This is a genomic window from Pseudomonas sp. B6(2017) (genome assembly GCF_002112765.1).
GTDB classification, from domain to species: Bacteria; Pseudomonadota; Gammaproteobacteria; order Pseudomonadales; family Pseudomonadaceae; genus Aquipseudomonas; species Aquipseudomonas piscis.
Genome location: NZ_NEIQ01000007.1, coordinates 241,133 through 257,206, shown reverse-complemented (window position 1 = coordinate 257,206; position 16,074 = coordinate 241,133). Strand labels below are relative to the sequence as shown.

The following is a 16,074-nucleotide window of genomic DNA, read 5'->3' as shown; positions in this document are numbered from 1 at the left end:
TCTCTTGAAAACTACTGCAGTCGGACAGCCTTGGCTGGAGCTCGGTCAGTGGCAGGGTTTATCTTCGATAAACGCTGCTTATTGCCAATTTCCCACTTCGTTTGAGCCGTATTCGCTACGTTTTAGAGATGCTTGGAAAATGCGGCAGTATCCGTTAAAGACGGATGATGTTCAACACGTCACCCGACAGGCTGACCTGGACTCCAGAGCCCCACAGGGGGTCGCGCCGCAGGTCCTCGGAGACCTTGTACTGGCCCGCGATGGAGATCAGTTCGGCGCTCAGTTGCTGGCAGAAAATCCGTGCCTTGGTGTCGCCCTTGACACCGGCCAGGGCTCGGCCACGCATCGGGCCGTATACATGGATATTGCCATCGGCGAGAAGTTCCGCACCGGGGCTGACCGAGGACACCACCACCAGGTCGCCACCCTGGGCGTAGATCTGCTGGCCACCACGTACTGGCGAGGTGATGATGCGGGTCGGCTTGACCGTGGGTTCAGGGGGCTTTTCCGGCGCCTTGCGGACTTCGCTTTCCGGTGGCTCCAGTGGCCGTTCCCGGGCTCCGGAAGGGGGCAATACCGGCAGGTCCACGGCGATCGCCGCAGCGATGTCCTCGATGCGGCTGGCGCGGATGGCCAGGGTCCGCAGGCCGTGATGACGGCAGACGCGCATCAGCCCGGGCAGGTCCACCGAGCCTTCGGCGGCGGGCAGCTTGTCCAGGGCCAGTACCAGTGGGGCATTGCTGAAGAAGTTCGGGGCCTGGGCGACCTTGGCGGCCAGCTGGCGATCGAGACCTTCCAGGTCGTTGCGGGCCAGCTCCAGCACAGTGATGGCGAGCATGCTGCCCTTTAACTGGAAGACAGGATCTTGGTCTAGCAATTCGGTTTGGCTCATGGTCTGCAGGGGGCGGCTTGTCACTAAAAGTGCCGAGACTTATAACGAGAACGCCCGCGGGCCGCAAGCCAGGTCGAACCGTTGTAGAATGCGCGACCTTGTTGTCTGTCCGGAATCTGTAATGGATCGCCCGCGTTTTCGAGCTGCATTCCTTCATCCTCGCTTTTGGCCGCTGTGGCTGGGTCTCGGGGTGTTATGGCTGGTCGTCCAGCTGCCCTATCCTTTATTACTGCTGATCGGTCGCGCCCTGGGAGCCCTGATGTACCGGGTCGCCGGTGAGCGCCGGCGGATCGCCCAGCGCAACCTGGAGCTGTGCTTCCCGGAAAAGTCCGCCCAGGAGCGCAAGCGCCTGCTCAAGGAGAACTTCGCGTCCACCGGCATCGCCTTCTTCGAGATGGCCATGAGCTGGTGGTGGTCCAAACCGCGCCTGGCACGCCTGGCCCATGTCGAGGGGCTGGAGCACTTGAGGCAAGCCCAGCGCGAAGGGCAGGGAGTGATCCTCATGGCCCTGCACTTCACCACCCTGGAAATCGGCGCGGCCCTGCTGGGCCAGCAGCACACCATCGATGGCATGTACCGCGAGCACAAGAACCCGCTGTTCGACTTCATCCAGCGTCGTGGCCGTGAGCGACACAACCTCGACTCACTGGCGGTGGAGCGCGAGGACGTACGCGGCATGCTCAAGCTGCTGCGCTCCGGTCGCGCCATCTGGTACGCGCCGGATCAAGACTATGGCGCCAAGCAGAGCCTGTTCGTGCCGCTGTTCGGCATCCAGGCCGCCACGGTCACCGCCACCACCAAGTTCGCCCGCCTGGGCAAGGCGCTGGTGGTACCGTTCACCCAGGAGCGCCTGGCCGATGGCAGCGGTTATCGGCTGGTGATCCATCCGCCGATGACGGACTTCCCAGGCGCCAGCGAAGAAGCGGATTGCCTGCGGATCAACCAGTGGGTCGAGAGCGCGCTGCGTGCCTGCCCCGAGCAGTACCTGTGGGCCCACCGGCGTTTCAAGAGCCGTCCGCCAGGCGAGCCCCGGCTTTACCCGAAACGCGGTTGATTCCCCGACAGTGACTAGCGCCCCCAAGGCGTCATGGATGGAGTGGATTGATGAGTGCGGTGCAACCGGTCACAGGTTTGATTCTTTCCGGCGGTGGGGCCCGAGCGGCCTACCAGGTGGGGGTGTTGTCGGCGATCGCCGAATTGCTGGGGCCTGGGGCGCGTAATCCGTTCCCGGTGATCGTCGGCACTTCCGCCGGCGCGATCAATGCGGTCAGCCTGGCCAGTGGTGCCAGTAATTTCTCGGCGGCGATCGAGCGCCTGACAACGTTCTGGGGCAACTTTCGCAGTCACCAGGTGATGCGCAGCGATTGGCCGGGAGTGATTCGCCAGGCCAGCCGCTTCGTTGGCCACAGCCTGCTGGGCCTGGGTTCCCAGGTGCCGGTGGCGTTGATCAACAGCTCGCCGCTACGCGATCTGCTCGACCAGCACATGCAGCTCGCGGGGATCGACGAGGCCATCGCCCTGGGGCAACTGCACGCGGTGGCGGTCACGGCTTTCGGTTATGAATCCGGCCAGGCGGTGACCTTCTACCAGGGCGGCGGAGTGATCGACCCCTGGCTGCGGCACCGGCGGATCGGTCTTCCCACGCGCTTGACGGTGGATCACCTGCTGGCCAGTTCGGCCATTCCACTGCTGTTCGCCCCGGTGAAGCTGCAGCAGGAGTACTTCGGCGATGGTGCGGTGCGCCAGTCGGCGCCCATCAGCCCGGCCCTGCACCTGGGCGCCAGCCGGGTACTGGTGGTCGGGGTCAGCGGCAACCCTCGGAGCAACGACCCGCAGAGTCTCGTGGAGCGTACCTACACCGGCCAGGAGCCGACCCTGGCGCAGATCGGCGGCCACATGCTCAACAGCACCTTCATCGACAGCCTGGAAAGCGACATCGAACTGCTCGAGCGGCTCAATCACTTCACCCGACTGGTACCGGGCGGCGCCAGCGAAAGTGGCTTGGGCATCGCCCCGGTGGAGGTGCTGGTGATCGCCCCCAGCCAGCCGATCGACGAGATCGCCGCGCGTCACCGCCACGAATTGCCGGCGGCCTTGCGCCTGTTCCTGCGCGGACCGGGGGCGACCCGTACCAGTGGTGCCGGGGTGCTGAGCTACCTGCTGTTCGAGGCAGCCTACTGCAGCGAGCTGATCGAGCTGGGCCGCAGCGACGCCCTGGCCAAGGCTGGGGAGCTGGTGCGTTTCCTCGGTTTGCGCAAGGCCCTGGCCCCGGCCTGAAACCCCTGGCCTGCGAGCCTCAGTCGGTTAGGCGGTCATCGCGAAAATCCCGCAAGGCCTGCTCGATCTCCTCCCGGCTATTCATCACGAAAGGGCCGTACTGCACCACCGGTTCTCCCAGGGGCTTGCCGGCGATCAGCAGCACCCGGGCGCCCGCCCGGCTGTCCAGGCGCAGCTCACCTTCGTCGGCCAGGCGTACCAGGCGGCTGCTTGCGATGCTCTGCGGGTGCCCCGGCAACTCGATCGAACCTTCATAGACGTACAGCATCACTCGGTGTCCCGCCGGCAGTCGTGGACTGACCGAGGCTCCGGCCGGCAGGTGCAGGTCGAAGTAATGCGGTTCGGTATGGGGGCGCTCCACTGCTCCGGCCTGCTGGCTGTGACCATCGTCGAAGCGTCCGGCGATCACCACCGCCTCGACCCCACCAGCCGTGGTCAGCCGCGGGAGGTCCTGGGGCTGGATATCACGATAGGCGGCCGGATCGAGCTTGTGCCGGCCCGGCAGATTCAGCCACAACTGGAAGCCGCGCATCACGCCTTGTTCCTGTTCCGGCATCTCGCTGTGGATGATGCCCTTGGCAGCGGTCATCCACTGCACGCCGCCGCTTTGCAGCAGGCCGACGTTGCCCAGGTGGTCTTCATGGCGCATGCGGCCTTCGAGCATGTAGGTCACGGTCTCGAAGCCACGGTGCGGGTGGGGCGGGAAGCCGGCGATGTAGTCGTCGGGGTTTTGTGAACCGAATTCGTCGAGCATCAGGAACGGATCGAAGCGTTCGACGCCCTGGCCACCGAAGACCCGGGTCAGTTTCACTCCGGCACCGTCGGATGCGGGCTGGCCGCTATGGACGCTGAGTACCTTGCGCAGTTGGGTCATGGAGCAACTCCTGGTCGATAAGTGGAATGAGCGGGATGTTATGCCTGCCTCATCGATCGATGGTTGCGAAATGTGCGCTGGTTTTATCGAATTGGTCGATATTTTGCGTGCTGCCTCCAGCCATCGGAGGCAGCACCCGGCATGCCGCTTAGAAGTGGTACTTGACCAGCAGGCTGGCGGTGTCCTGGTTGGTCTCGAAGGCGCGAGAGTCCTGGACGCCGTACTTGTTCTTCCAGTAGTCGTACTCGAAACCGACGTACAGCTGCTTGGCGCCCCAGTTCAATGCCTTGCCCAGGTCGTACTTGACCTGTGGATTGAAGTGCAGGTTGGCGTGGTAGGTGCCCTTGGAATTGCGGTCGTTGTCCACGACCCAGTCCATGTAGCCGTCGATCAGGATGTCCGAGCGGCCCACGGGAATGGTGTAGGACCACACCGGGGTGATCTGCCAGACGTTGTCGCCCGGGCGGCTGCCTTCGGTGTGGCGCTGGTAGAAGTTGAGCTGGAAGTAGTCGAAGCCGGGTACCGCCAGGTCGAAACCGGGACCTACCAGGTAGGACTCGTTGTCGCCTTCGCCGAATTCATAGGTGAAGGCCAGGAGCACATCCTTGATCGGGCCGAATTCCAGCTTCTGGTCGAAGATCTTGCCGAACGAAAGACGCGGGGTGAACTCGCCGTAGTAGGTGTTCGGGCCGACGTTGCCGTCTTTCTTGCCGTTATAGAAGATGCGGTCGAGGAAGAAGAAGTTGTCTCCATACTTCCAGGCGTCGGCGTGCTCGAAGGTCACGGTCTGCTGGATCTGCGGGTTGATCTTGAAGTCCTTGCCGTACAGGTAGGTCAGGCTGTTGTTCTGCCATTGCAGCAGGTCCCCGGCCATGGCCTGGCTCCCGGCCAGCAGGCCGGCGGCCAGCATCAGGCGTGTGCTCACAGGTTTCATTCGGTTGCTCCCAAAGTAGGTGTTTCAATGTTTTTTTTGATCTGGCGCTCTGGTGTGGCGCCTTTTTTCTTTGCTTCGAACACTGTCCGATCGCTCAGCTCGGCCGCTTTTAACGGCTGCTGTGGCAAGGCCGAAAAAAGCGAAAGAACCATCGCCCGGCTGTAGCGATACAGTCGGCAGAGGGTTCTTGTGCTTTGATTCCTGCGCCTTGATACCTGCCTGGGCCGGGATAAGTTGGCTTTCAGGTCAGGTTTTTCGTCCGGGCTTTTTTTTACCTCGGAGTTGCGCGGCCGCGGAGAATACTGGCTCCCACGGCGGCGCTCAAGTACGGCACAGCGCTGTACTTGCAGCCACGCTGGGGCAGGCCGGGCGCCAGGTCTGGCCACCGGCTCGCAAGGATGGGGAATGGCAGGGCCATGACCGTTGGCGGCCTGGCTGCGTGGCGCCCGGGGAATGGGGGCCACTGGGTAACTGCGGGCAGTCTGCATGGTGGTGCTCCCTGGTTGTTCTTGTTCTCAAGGCGCAGCGGTGCAGGCAGCGCTGGGCCCAGGGTGGGCCGTGGCTGCGGTATCGGTTCAGGGCATGCTCGGGCGCCAACCTGGCGCCCGGGTCGTTCAATGCTGGTGGACTTGCCGGTGGCTGTCGGTGACTCGTTCGGCACCGCCAAGGATGTTGAACAGCAGGTTCAGCAGCAGGGCGCTCAAGGTGGCCATGGCGATGCCGCTGTGGGTGATGGGGCTCATCCACAGCGGCAGGTGGGCGAAGAACTCCGGGCGTACCACCGGGATCAGGCCCATGCCGATGCTCACCGCCACCAGCAACTGGTTGCGCCGGTCGGCGATGTCGGCCTCCTGGAGGATCTTGATCCCGGTGGCCGCCACCATGCCGAACATGGCGATGGCCGCGCCACCCAGGACCGCCGGGGGAATCGATGCCACCAGGAAGGCCGCCTTGGGCAGCAGGCTGAGGACGATCAGCAAGCCGCCGGCGACCATGGTCACCGAACGGCAGCGAACCCCGGTCATCTGTACCAGGCCGATGTTCTGGGCGAACGAGGAATGGGTGAAGGTATTGAGGAAGCCGGCGAAGAACGAGGCCCCGGCGTCACACAACAGGCCACGGCGCAGCATGCGCGGCGTGACTTCCTGGCCGGTGATCTTGCCCAGGGCCAGGAACATGCCGGTGGACTCGACGAAGATGATCACCACCACCAGGCACATGGAGAGGATGGGGGCCAGGTTGAATTGCGGCATGCCGAAGTGCAGGGGCGTCACCACCTGTAGCCAGGGCGCCTGGGCCAGGCCGCTGAGGTCGACCATGCCGATCAAGCCGCACAGCAGGTAGCCCAGGCCCATGCCGATCAGCACGGAAATGTTCACCCAGAACCCACGCATGAAGCGGTGGATCAGCAGGATGGTGCCCAGCACCAACCCGGCGACGATGAGGTAGATGGGGGAGCCGAATTGTGCCGAGGTCCCGCCGCCACCGGCCCAGTTCACCGCCACGGGGAACAGCGACAAGCCGATCGAGGTGATCACCGTGCCGGTGACCAGGGGTGGGAAGAAACGCACCACCTTGGACATGAAGGGCGCGATCAGCATGCCGAAGAACCCGGCGGCGATGGTGGCGCCGAAGATGCCCTGCAGGCCGATGCCGGGCATGCCGGCCATGGCCACCATGCTGCCCACGGCGGCGAAACTGGCGCCCATCATCACCGGCATGCGAATGCCCATGGGGCCGATGCCGAAGGACTGGACGATGGTGGCGATGCCGGCCACCAGCAGGTCGGCGTTGATCAGGAAGGCGATTTCTTCACGACTCAGGCCAGCGGCCTGTCCGATGATCAGCGGTACCGCGATCGCGCCGCCATACATCAGCAGGACGTGCTGCAAGCCGACCAGGATCAGTTGCAGGAAAGGCAAGCGCTGAATGGCTGGCGCATCGGGGACGCACTGTTCGGATGAATCGGACATGCAACACCTCGGATCTTTTTTATTCTTGTGATTTAGCCACCGCGCCATTGGCGTAGTGGTATGCAGCAACAGGCAAATCATGATCGGCCGATGGCGAGCCAGCCCGCCCCTACAGAAGCACCGATCCTGTAGACGCGAGCTGCTCGCCGCTGGGCCTGGCGCCAGGCGCTGATCAGTTGGTCTGGGCCCCCTGGGCGATCCAGGCGCCGATCAGTTCACGTTCCTGCTGGGTCATCTGGGTGATGTTGCCCAGGGGCATGATCTGGCTGGCGACGGCCTGGGCCTGGATGCGTGCCGCCTGCAAGCGGATCTGCTCGGGGGTATCGAACATCACCCCGGCTGGCGCGGCGCTGAACAACGGGCTGGTGGGCTTGGCCGAGTGACAGACTGCGCAACGCTCCTGGATCACGTTGTGGACCTTCTCGAAGCTCGGCCCGGTATTGGCGGCCTGGGCCGGAGCGCTGGCGGCCGGAGCTGGCGCCGAGGCTTGGGTGGCTGGCTTGGCACCCCCGCCCAGGGCGGTTTCCGGCAATGGCTGGTACTCGATCTTGGCGGGGGCCTTGGCCACTTCCGGGGTGCCGGGAGTGCCGGCCGGGCCGGTGACGTAGGCCAGGCAGATCATGCCCAGCGCCGCGACCGGCAGGGTCCAGGCGAACTTGTGGCTGTCATGGCGAGTGTTGAAGTAGTGGCGAACCAGCACCGCCGCCACCGCGATACCGGCCAGGATCAACCAGTTGTACTGGCTGCCGTAGGTGCTCGGGAAGTGGTTGCTGATCATGATGAACAGCACTGGCAGAGTGAAGTAGTTGTTGTGCCGCGAACGCAGCAAGCCCTTGGCCGGCAGTACCGGATCCGGCGTCTGGTTGGCCTCGATGGCTGCTACCAGCTGGCGCTGGGCCGGCATGATGATGCGGAACACGTTACCCACCATGATGGTGCCGATGATCGCCCCGGTATGCAGGTAGGCACCGCGACCGCTGAACACCTGGCTGAAGCCGAAGCAGGCGGCGATGATCAGCACGAACAGCACCAGGCCCAGCAGGGCCGGTTGCTTGCCCAGCGGCGAATCGCACAGGAAGTCGTAGATGAACCAGCCGGCGACCAGCGAACCGACGCCGATGGCGATGCCCTCGCCACCGCTCAGGGTGCTGCCGGGGGCCAGCAGGTACAGGGTCGGGTTCCAGTAGAACACCAGGCACAGCAGGGCGATCCCCGACATCCAGGTGAAATAGGCTTCCCATTTGAACCAGTGCAGGTTCTCCGGCATCGAGGGTGGTGCCAGCTTGTACTTCTCCAGGTGGTAGATACCGCCACCATGGATCGCCCAGAGATCGCCGGACAGGCCGTTCCTGGGGTTGACGCGATTGAGGTTGTTCTCCAGCCAGACGAAGTAGAACGATGCGCCGATCCAGGCCACACCGGTGATCATGTGTATCCAGCGCACGCTCAGGTTGAGCCATTCCAACAGATGTGCTTCCACAGTCTTTACCTCATGCCCGTCACCCTTGTTGTCGGGGGATCAGGCCTTCTCTTATTGGTGGGGGGCGAGGATCAAACGCTCATCCTCTTTGAAGAAATGCTCATCGCAGTTGTTGCCAGAACCACTGCGATCGACCACCAGGAAGTCATCCCGCTTTTCGATCGTCAGCACCGGGTGGTGCCAGACGCCGCGATGGTAGTTGATGCCCTGCCTGCCATTACTGACAAAGGCACGGACGAGACCTGATACAGGTGCATCGCCAAGTGGCGCGACCACGATCAGAAAGGGGTTGCCGAGCAGCGGGATGAAAGCCTGGCTGCCCAGCGGATGGCGTTCCAGCATGCGGATGGTGAGCGGCATCTCCAGCGCGTCGGCGCGGAAGATGCTGATGATCGCCCGGTCCTCCGGCTGGGCGGTCTCGACCGTCGCCAGGCGGTGGAAGCGCATGGTCGAACCGTTGTTGATCATGAAGTGGTCGCTGCCGTCGGTTTCGATCACGTCTCCGAAAGGGGCGAAGGCTTCTTTGCTCAGGGGCTCAATGGTCAATGTGCGCATGCTGTTCTTCTTGAATTCTCTATGGGTTGCTGTTGGCCATGTCCGGCGCTGCTCACCGAGCGGTTTCAGCCTGCATCCCTGGCGGATGCCCAGGGCTGTTCGCGGCTCGTGTCCGGGAATCGGTGCGGCTGGATGCGAAGGTGCGGGCCCCGAGGTTCGGCGAGGCTCCGGACAGCCGGGCATGCACCCTTGCGGGTGGCGGGCTGCGGGCAGGATATGGCGTGGTTGTCCATTGTTCTTGTCAGCCTTTATCGGTGGTTTTGCCGCGGCAGGCCGGGCCTGCCTCGACCACTGGCTACAGCGTCTGCAAGCGGAACAGGGCGATCTTGTTGATTTCCGCCAGGGCGCACTTGAACTCGGTGTCCACCGAGTTGTGGATGCGGGTTTCGAAGGCGGCGAGGATCTGGTGCCGGTTGCTGCCCTTCACCGCCATGATGAAGGGGAACTGGAACTTGGCCTTGTAGGCATCGTTCAGTTCGGTGAAGCGCTGGAACTCCTCGGCGGTGCACTGATGGATGCCGGCGCCGGCCTGCTCGTTGGTGCTGGCCGCGGTCAGTTCGCCCTGGATCGCGGCCTTGCCGGCGAGGTCCGGGTGGGCGTTGATCAGCGCCAGTTGGCGGGCGTGGTCGGCGCTGAGGAGGATGTCGCTCATGCGCTGGTGCAGCCCCTCGATCTGGTCGATGGAGGCGTCCAGGCCCAGGTCATGGGCCTTTTCGGCCACCCATGGGGAATGCTCGTAGATGTCGGCGAAGGCCTCGATGAAGCCTGCGCGGTCCAGGGTCGAGGGCTTGAGGGTCTGGAATGCGGTCATTTCGCCGCTCCCTGGCAAGGGTGGACCTGCTGCCAGTGACGGGCGATATCCACCCGCCGGGTGAACCACACCTGCTCGTGGCCCTTGACATACTCGATGAAGCGCTTGAGGGCGGCCAGGCGTGCCGGACGTCCAACCAGGCGGCAGTGCAGGCCGATGGAGAGCATCTTCGGTGCCTCTGCACCCTCGGCATACAAGACGTCGAAGGCGTCCTTGAGGTAGTGGAAGAAGTCATCGCCCTTGTTGAAACCCTGCACCTGGGTGAAGCGCATATCGTTGGTGTCCAGGGTGTAGGGGATCACCAGGTGCGGCTTGCCGGTGGGGTTGTTGGGTTCCCAGTAGGGCAGGTCGTCGTCGTAGGTGTCGCTGTCGTAGAGGAAGCCGCCTTCCTCCATCACCAGGCGCCGGGTGTTCGGGCCGGTGCGCCCGGTGTACCAGCCCAGGGGGCGTTCGCCGGTGATCTCGGTGAGGATGCGGATCGCTTCGAGCATGTGCTCGCGTTCCTGGGCCTCATCCATGTACTGGTAGTCGATCCAGCGGTAGCCGTGGCTGCAGATCTCGTGGCCGGCCTCGACCATGGCGCGGATCACGTCCGGATGGCGCTGGGCGGCCATGGCCACGGCGAAGATGGTCAGCGGGATATCGAATTCCTTGAACAGCTTGAGGATCCGCCAGACGCCGGCACGGCTGCCATATTCGTACAGCGATTCCATGCTCATGTTGCGCTCGCCCTGCAGGGGCTGGGCGGCGACCATTTCCGAGAGGAAGGCTTCGGATTCCTTGTCGCCATGAAGGATGTTGCGCTCGCCGCCTTCTTCGTAGTTGAGCACGAAGGACAGGGCGACACGGGCATTGCCTGGCCAGTGAGGGTGAGGAGGGTTGGAGCCGTAACCGATCAGGTCGCGAGGGTAGTCAGCGCTCACTGCAGTCTTCCTTATTGTTCGTGGTAACTGTGGCGTGGCGGGACCTGAAACCGGGAAGAGCCAGGTGAGCGTCACTGCGATGGCTTGATTGTATACAAGTTTATAATCGGTTTGTAAGCCCGTTTTTTTGCAAATTTACCCTTTTGTTGCTGCACAATCTCCCTGCAAGAAATCTGCCCAAGTGGTCAGCTTATGAATCGCAAGTCGCCAGGCGGCGTGCTTTTGGTCTTGATCGGAGCTCGACCGGCAGTAGCCTTGGAGTGGGCGATGAGTGTAATTATTATTGTGTACAATTTTAGATAAAAGTGTCTTAATCGTGACCTCGCCATGCTCGTTGCCCAGCCGCCGATCATGGCCGCCCTTTCTTTCACTGACTCCGGGAGGCGCGAGGCCTGAAGCTCGATCGCAACAGGCACGCAGAATCAATGGGACGTTTGACTACACACGTTTTGGATGCCGCACACGGCTGCCCTGGCAGCGCCATCAAGATCGAGCTGTATCGGGTCGAAGGGGCGCAGTTGGAACCGGTCGCCACCGCCGTCACCAACAGCGACGGGCGCTGCGACGCACCGCTGCTGCAAGGCGATGACTACCGCAGCGGCGTCTACCAGTTGCACTTCCACGCCGGCGATTACTACCGCGCCCGCGGCGTGCAGTTGCCGGAGCCGGCATTCCTCGATGTGGTGGTGCTGCGTTTCGGCATCAGCGCCGAGCAGGATCACTACCACGTGCCGCTGCTGATTTCGCCCTACAGCTATTCGACCTATCGAGGAAGCTAGGACTTTCCCCCAAGAATCCTGCGCAAATAGCTTTCTTTGGTCCTTGCCCGCCCCACACTGCGGGCTTTTTTTTGCCCGCGACCAGGGCGGGCCGGTGTGTTGCCGGGGCGCCCATGAAAAAGCCCCATCCGACTGGACGGGGCTTGGCGACAAGGGCCGAGAACTACAGGAACACGAACTTGGCGATGAAGATCGCGCACAGCACATACAGGCTGATGGAGATTTCCTTGTGCCTGCCGGTGCCGGCCTTGAGCACCACGTAGGTGATGAAACCCAGGGCGATCCCGTCGGCGACGGAAAAGGTCAGGGGCATCATGATCGCCGTGACGATCGCCGGAATGCTGTCAGTGGCTTCTTCCCAGTCGATATGGGCCATGCCGCCCATCATCAGCATCGCCACGTAGATCAGCGCGCCAGCGGTGGCGTAGGCGGGGATCATCCCGGCCAGCGGGGCGAAGAACATCGCCGCCACGAACAGCACGCCCACGGTGATGGCGGTCAGGCCGGTACGGCCACCGGCGGCCACGCCTGCGGCGCTTTCCACATAGCTGGTGACCGGTGGCACACCGACCACCGCGCCGAACACGCTGGAGGCGCTGTCGGCCTTGAGCGCCCGGGACAGGTTCTCGATCCGTCCGTCAGGGTTCACCAGGCCGGCGCGCTGGGCCACGCCCATCAGGGTGCCGGCGGTATCGAACATGTGCACGAACAGGAACGCCAGGACCACGCTGATCATGCTGACGTTGAACACCCCGGCGACATCCATGGCCATCCAGGTCGGCGCCAGGCTTGGCGGCGGGGAGAGGATGCCGTTGTAGTGCACCAGGCCCAGGCCCCAGCCGGCCAGGGTCACGGCGATGATGCTGATCAGGATCGCGCCGAACACCCGGCGATAGCTGAGCACGGCGATCATCAGGAAGCACACCGCAGCCAGCAGCGGCCCCGGCTCGCGCAGGGAGCCGAGCTTGATCAGGGTCGCCGGGCTGTCGACGATGATCCCGGAGGTCTTGAGGCCGATCAGGCCGAGGAACAGCCCGACCCCGGCGCCCATGGCGAAGCGCAGGCTGGCCGGAATGCTGTTGAGCAGCCATTCGCGGACCCGCGACAGGGTCAGGATCATGAACAGCACGCCGGAGACGAAGACCGCGCCGAGGGCGGTTTCCCACTGGTAACCCATGGTGCCGACCACGGTGTAGGTGAAGAAGGCGTTGAGCCCCATGCCCGGTGCCAGGCCCACTGGCCAGTTGGCGTACAGGCCCATCAACAGGCAGCCCAGGGCCGCGGAGATGCAGGTGGCGACGAAGGCGGCGCCGTGGTCGATACCGGCGTCGGCCATGATGTTCGGGTTGACGAAGATGATGTAGGCCATGGTGATGAAGGTCGTCATGCCGGCGATCAGCTCGGTCTTCACCGTGGTGCCATGCAACTTGAGTTTGAAGATGCGCTCCAGCCAGCCGCTGTTCGGCGATGACGAGAGGTTGAGCGGAGAGGCTTCGGATTTTCGGCTTTCCACAGCGAGTACTCCTCAAGAGTTTTATTGTTTTTTCCAGAACCGGGCACGCGAGGGTGGGCAGCGGCTCTTTGAGGCAGGTCAGGCGCGTGGGCTTAGTTGACCCTTGGGTCAAGAACTCACAGTTGGCGATTATGCTTTTGTATACAAAGAATGCAAATAATGTTTTTTGGCTTGTGTGCGAAGGCTCTGCCAGGCACGGCTATATCGAGCTTGCAGGCAATCGGGGCTCAAGACGGGGAGATGGCAGGAGGCGGGCGCCGGGAGCTGATGCCCGCCCAGGAAGTCAGGCGTCGGCCGGTTTGCCGGCCAGGGCCTGGTTGACCGCCAGCCAGCCATTGACCGCATCTTCACCCGCTTCGGTAAAGGCCCGTTGCAGCAACTTGACCTGCTCGCGGCGCAAGGATTGTTCGAAGCGCACGCCTTCGGCGGTCAGTTGCAGCAGGCGTTTGCGCTTATCGCAGGCTGGCGTGACGCTGTTCACCAGGTGCATTTCCAACAGTTGGCGCAGGGGAGTGTTCAAGGCCTGCTTGCTGACTCCCAGCAGGGCCAGCAACTCCTTCACGCTCAACTCGGGGTAGCGAGCGATGAAAAACACGATGCGTTGATGGACGCGGCTCAGGCCGCGACGTTCGAGCATTTCGTCGGCCTTGGCGGTGAAGGCCTGGTAGCCGAAGAAGAAGGCTTCCATGGCGATCTGCTGCGAGGATTGCTGTTTAAGGTCAAGCATATTGACGTATCTGCGAGAGTCGGCGTAATTTTCGGTCAAGCAGTTTGACGTATTTTTCCAGCCCTTCGCTAGCGGTGACTCCATGGCCTTCTCCGACGTGTATCGCGCCTCAAAAGCTCCCTGATCCATGAAATCCTCGCCGCGGCCCAGCTCCGGAGGTGATGTCGTTCGCTGGAGGCCTGCCCGCCGAGGCGATGTTGCTCAAGGTGCAGTGGCAGGCCATGCAGTGGATCGGCAGCGACCGGTTCCAGCAGCATCTGCAAGACCTGCGCAGCTACTACCGCCAGCGTCGTGATGCTTTCGAGGCGGCCTTGCAGGCTCACTTCAGCGACTTGGCGTACTGGCAGGTGCCTGCGGGCGGATTGTTTTTCTGGCTGAGCTTGAAACAGGCCCTCGACACCCGCACTTTGCTGAAGGCGGCGTTGGAACGCGACGTCGCCTTCATGCCCGGTGAGCCGTTCTTTAGCGAACCGGACCACAACCACGGGCATCTTCGGTTGAATTTCAGCCACATCGATCCGGCGCGGCTGGACGAGGGCCTCAAGCGGCTGGCCACCGTGATACGTCAAGCACAGGCTGCACAGGCAGCCTAGGGGAGGGCCATGTACAAGGTTTATGGCGATTACCGTTCAGGCAACTGCTACAAGATCAAGCTGATGCTCAACCTGTTGGGGCTGCCTTATGAATGGCAGGCGGTGGATATCCTTGGCGGGGATACCCAGACCGAGGCATTCCTGGCGAAGAATCCCAACGGCAAGATCCCGGTCCTGGAACTCGAGGACGGCACTTGCCTGTGGGAGTCCAACGCGATCCTCAACTTCCTTGCCGATGGCAGTGAATTCCTGCCCAGCGAGCCGCGGCTACGGACCCAGGTCCTGCAATGGCAGTTCTTCGAACAGTACAGCCACGAGCCGTACATTGCCGTGGCGCGTTTCATAAAAGCCTACGAGGGCTTGCCCGAGGAGCGCCGGGAGGAATACCTGAAGCTGCACAAGCGTGGCTACAAGGCGCTGGATGTGATGGAGAAACAACTGAGTCGCACGCCGTACCTGGTGGGCGAGCATTACTCCATTGCCGACATCGCGCTGTATGCCTACACCCATGTGGCCCATGAGGGTGGTTTCGACCTGGCCGGCTATCCCGGGATCCAGGCCTGGATGCAGCGGGTGGCGAGTCATCCGCGACATGTGGCGATGTTCGATTGAGCGGCGGCCGGCGCCTGACGGGCGCCGGATCTTCGCGTCAGGTTGTTCAGGCTGCGGAAAAACGCTGGTTCAGGTAGTCGATGATCACCTTGGATTCGTACATCCAGGTGGTCTGCCCGTTCTCTTCGATGCGCAGGCACGGCACCTTGATCTTGCCGCCTTGTTCCAGCAGGGCCTGGCGGTCCTGTGGGTTGTTCTTGGCGTCGCGCAGTGCCACCGGCACGTTGAGGCGGTGCAGGGTGCGGCGGGTCTTCACGCAGAAGGGGCAGGCGTGGAACTGGTATAGCGCCAGGCCCTGGGCGGCCTGCTCGACCTGGGCCTGGGCGGCGGCGCTGCGCTGCTGCTTGCGCGGGCGGGTGATGAAGTCGATGAAAATGATGAGTTGGCCCAGGCCGACTCGCAGTGCTTTGACGATCACGGTGTTGCCTCTTGCCCATGGATGAAGGGGCGGCAGCTTAACCGATTTTTGCCAGGCGAAAAAAAACCGGCGATCGACGCCGGTTTTTTCATTTCCCGCCTGTCACTTGATCAGGCTGAGGAACTCGCTGCGGGTCGCGGCATTCTCGCGGAATTCACCGAGCATCACCGAAGTGATCATCGACGAGTTCTGCTTCTCCACGCCGCGCATCATCATGCACATGTGCTTGGCCTCGATCACCACGGCCACGCCCAGGGCACCGGTCACTTGCTGGACGGCGTCGGCGATCTGCCGGCTGAGGTTTTCCTGGATCTGCAGGCGCCGGGCATACATGTCGACGATGCGCGCGACCTTCGACAGCCCCAGGACCTTGCCACTGGGAATGTAGGCCACGTGGGCCTTGCCGATGAAAGGCAGCAGGTGGTGTTCGCACAGCGAGTAGAGCTCGATGTCCTTGACCAGCACCATTTCGCTGTTGTCGGAGCTGAACAAGGCACCGTTGGTGACCTCTTCCAGGGTTTGTGCATAACCGCGGCAAAGGTACTGCATGGCTTTGGCGGCGCGCTTGGGCGTGTCGAGCAGGCCCTCGCGGGAGACGTCCTCGCCCAATTGGCCGAGGATCGCGGTGTAATTCTGTTCCAGGGACATGAAACTACCTGTGGGATTTTACGCAAAGGGCAAGGGTACGGTGGCCGGCACGGCGCTGCAAGCTC

At 62.9% G+C, this 16,074-nt stretch carries 17 protein-coding genes and 1 pseudogene; 5 read left to right on the top strand and 13 right to left on the bottom strand.

Annotation, left to right across the window (positions count from 1 at the left end):
* Window positions 1-154: 154 nt before the first annotated feature.
* On the bottom strand, window positions 155-892 hold the full coding sequence (gene minC, locus CAG11_RS14190) for a septum site-determining protein MinC (RefSeq protein ID WP_053133272.1): 738 nt from the start codon (window positions 890-892) through the stop codon (window positions 155-157).
* Between the two features lie 121 nt (window positions 893-1,013).
* Between minC and CAG11_RS14185 the strand changes: the two genes are divergently transcribed.
* Both CAG11_RS14185 and CAG11_RS14180 read left to right on the top strand, forming a co-directional pair.
* Complete coding sequence (locus tag CAG11_RS14185; RefSeq protein WP_022640175.1) at window positions 1,014-1,946, top strand: lipid A biosynthesis lauroyl acyltransferase; 933 nt, start codon at window positions 1,014-1,016, stop codon at window positions 1,944-1,946.
* A 50-nt stretch (window positions 1,947-1,996) separates the two neighbouring features.
* Entirely contained in the window at window positions 1,997-3,169 is a 1,173-nt protein-coding gene (locus tag CAG11_RS14180) for a patatin-like phospholipase family protein (protein WP_085596820.1), read from the top strand.
* A 19-nt stretch (window positions 3,170-3,188) separates the two neighbouring features.
* Here the strand turns inward: CAG11_RS14180 and CAG11_RS14175 are convergent, their stop codons facing one another.
* The 8 genes from CAG11_RS14175 to puuE form a co-directional block, all read right to left on the bottom strand.
* Complete coding sequence (locus CAG11_RS14175) at window positions 3,189-4,043, bottom strand: pirin family protein (protein WP_085596819.1); 855 nt, start codon at window positions 4,041-4,043, stop codon at window positions 3,189-3,191.
* A gap of 148 nt (window positions 4,044-4,191) precedes the next feature.
* The gene (locus CAG11_RS14170; protein WP_085596818.1) at window positions 4,192-4,977 is read right to left on the bottom strand and encodes an outer membrane protein OmpK; all 786 of its coding nucleotides are present in this window, start codon (window positions 4,975-4,977) and stop codon (window positions 4,192-4,194) included.
* Complete coding sequence (locus CAG11_RS33185; RefSeq protein ID WP_143494583.1) at window positions 4,974-5,465, bottom strand: hypothetical protein; 492 nt, start codon at window positions 5,463-5,465, stop codon at window positions 4,974-4,976. Before CAG11_RS33185 ends, CAG11_RS14170 begins: the two co-directional genes overlap by 4 nt.
* Window positions 5,466-5,591: 126 nt before the next feature.
* Window positions 5,592-6,950: a nucleobase:cation symporter-2 family protein gene (locus tag CAG11_RS14165; protein WP_085596817.1), complete on the bottom strand. Its 1,359-nt coding sequence runs from the start codon at window positions 6,948-6,950 to the stop codon at window positions 5,592-5,594.
* A 172-nt stretch (window positions 6,951-7,122) separates the two neighbouring features.
* Window positions 7,123-8,430 (bottom strand): urate hydroxylase PuuD, encoded by a 1,308-nt coding sequence (locus CAG11_RS14160; RefSeq protein WP_085596816.1) that lies wholly within the window; start codon window positions 8,428-8,430, stop codon window positions 7,123-7,125.
* 51 nt (window positions 8,431-8,481) lie between these two features.
* On the bottom strand, window positions 8,482-8,985 hold the full coding sequence (locus CAG11_RS14155; RefSeq protein WP_022640170.1) for an ureidoglycolate lyase: 504 nt from the start codon (window positions 8,983-8,985) through the stop codon (window positions 8,482-8,484).
* Window positions 8,986-9,280: 295 nt separating this feature from the next.
* Window positions 9,281-9,796: a 2-oxo-4-hydroxy-4-carboxy-5-ureidoimidazoline decarboxylase gene (uraD, locus tag CAG11_RS14150; protein ID WP_085596815.1), complete on the bottom strand. Its 516-nt coding sequence runs from the start codon at window positions 9,794-9,796 to the stop codon at window positions 9,281-9,283.
* Complete coding sequence (puuE, locus tag CAG11_RS14145; RefSeq protein ID WP_085596814.1) at window positions 9,793-10,719, bottom strand: allantoinase PuuE; 927 nt, start codon at window positions 10,717-10,719, stop codon at window positions 9,793-9,795. The genes uraD and puuE overlap by 4 nt, the downstream gene beginning before the upstream one ends.
* Before the next feature lie 425 nt (window positions 10,720-11,144).
* Between puuE and uraH the strand changes: the two genes are divergently transcribed.
* Window positions 11,145-11,498 carry a hydroxyisourate hydrolase gene (gene uraH, locus CAG11_RS14140; RefSeq protein WP_068587591.1) on the top strand — a complete coding sequence of 118 codons (354 nt, stop codon included), beginning with the start codon at window positions 11,145-11,147 and terminating at the stop codon, window positions 11,496-11,498.
* Window positions 11,499-11,661: 163 nt separating this feature from the next.
* On the opposite strand, the gene CAG11_RS14135 is transcribed toward uraH, so the two are convergent.
* Window positions 11,662-13,011 (bottom strand): NCS2 family permease, encoded by a 1,350-nt coding sequence (locus CAG11_RS14135; RefSeq protein ID WP_022640166.1) that lies wholly within the window; start codon window positions 13,009-13,011, stop codon window positions 11,662-11,664.
* A gap of 283 nt (window positions 13,012-13,294) precedes the next feature.
* Complete coding sequence (locus CAG11_RS14130) at window positions 13,295-13,738, bottom strand: MarR family winged helix-turn-helix transcriptional regulator (RefSeq protein ID WP_085596813.1); 444 nt, start codon at window positions 13,736-13,738, stop codon at window positions 13,295-13,297.
* 209 nt (window positions 13,739-13,947) lie between these two features.
* Here CAG11_RS14130 and CAG11_RS14125 point away from each other — a divergent pair.
* Together CAG11_RS14125 and CAG11_RS14120 are read left to right on the top strand one after the other, a co-directional pair.
* Window positions 13,948-14,331 (top strand): annotated as a pseudogene (locus tag CAG11_RS14125) (aminotransferase class I/II-fold pyridoxal phosphate-dependent enzyme); the annotation flags it as partial.
* A 9-nt stretch (window positions 14,332-14,340) separates the two neighbouring features.
* Complete coding sequence (locus CAG11_RS14120) at window positions 14,341-14,943, top strand: glutathione S-transferase family protein (RefSeq protein ID WP_022640163.1); 603 nt, start codon at window positions 14,341-14,343, stop codon at window positions 14,941-14,943.
* A gap of 46 nt (window positions 14,944-14,989) precedes the next feature.
* Here the strand turns inward: CAG11_RS14120 and CAG11_RS14115 are convergent, their stop codons facing one another.
* Together CAG11_RS14115 and folE are read right to left on the bottom strand one after the other, a co-directional pair.
* Window positions 14,990-15,361, bottom strand: a complete 372-nt coding sequence (locus CAG11_RS14115) for a glutathione S-transferase N-terminal domain-containing protein (protein ID WP_085596812.1) — start codon at window positions 15,359-15,361, stop codon at window positions 14,990-14,992.
* A 102-nt stretch (window positions 15,362-15,463) separates the two neighbouring features.
* Complete coding sequence (gene folE / locus CAG11_RS14110; RefSeq protein ID WP_011062625.1) at window positions 15,464-16,009, bottom strand: GTP cyclohydrolase I FolE; 546 nt, start codon at window positions 16,007-16,009, stop codon at window positions 15,464-15,466.
* Window positions 16,010-16,074: the final 65 nt, after the last annotated feature.

Coding starts and splice junctions, on each gene's coding strand:
- uraH (WP_068587591.1), top strand. CDS start 11,145: ATGGGACGTTTGACTACACACGTTTTGGATGCCGCACACGGCTGCCCT.
- CAG11_RS14120 (WP_022640163.1), top strand. CDS start 14,341: ATGTACAAGGTTTATGGCGATTACCGTTCAGGCAACTGCTACAAGATC.
- CAG11_RS14180 (WP_085596820.1), top strand. CDS start 1,997: ATGAGTGCGGTGCAACCGGTCACAGGTTTGATTCTTTCCGGCGGTGGG.
- folE (WP_011062625.1), bottom strand. CDS start 16,009: ATGTCCCTGGAACAGAATTACACCGCGATCCTCGGCCAATTGGGCGAG.
- CAG11_RS33185 (WP_143494583.1), bottom strand. CDS start 5,465: ATGCAGACTGCCCGCAGTTACCCAGTGGCCCCCATTCCCCGGGCGCCA.
- CAG11_RS14175 (WP_085596819.1), bottom strand. CDS start 4,043: ATGACCCAACTGCGCAAGGTACTCAGCGTCCATAGCGGCCAGCCCGCA.
- uraD (WP_085596815.1), bottom strand. CDS start 9,796: ATGACCGCATTCCAGACCCTCAAGCCCTCGACCCTGGACCGCGCAGGC.
- minC (WP_053133272.1), bottom strand. CDS start 892: ATGAGCCAAACCGAATTGCTAGACCAAGATCCTGTCTTCCAGTTAAAG.
- CAG11_RS14130 (WP_085596813.1), bottom strand. CDS start 13,738: ATGCTTGACCTTAAACAGCAATCCTCGCAGCAGATCGCCATGGAAGCC.
- CAG11_RS14170 (WP_085596818.1), bottom strand. CDS start 4,977: ATGAAACCTGTGAGCACACGCCTGATGCTGGCCGCCGGCCTGCTGGCC.
- CAG11_RS14185 (WP_022640175.1), top strand. CDS start 1,014: ATGGATCGCCCGCGTTTTCGAGCTGCATTCCTTCATCCTCGCTTTTGG.
- CAG11_RS14155 (WP_022640170.1), bottom strand. CDS start 8,985: ATGCGCACATTGACCATTGAGCCCCTGAGCAAAGAAGCCTTCGCCCCT.
- CAG11_RS14165 (WP_085596817.1), bottom strand. CDS start 6,950: ATGTCCGATTCATCCGAACAGTGCGTCCCCGATGCGCCAGCCATTCAG.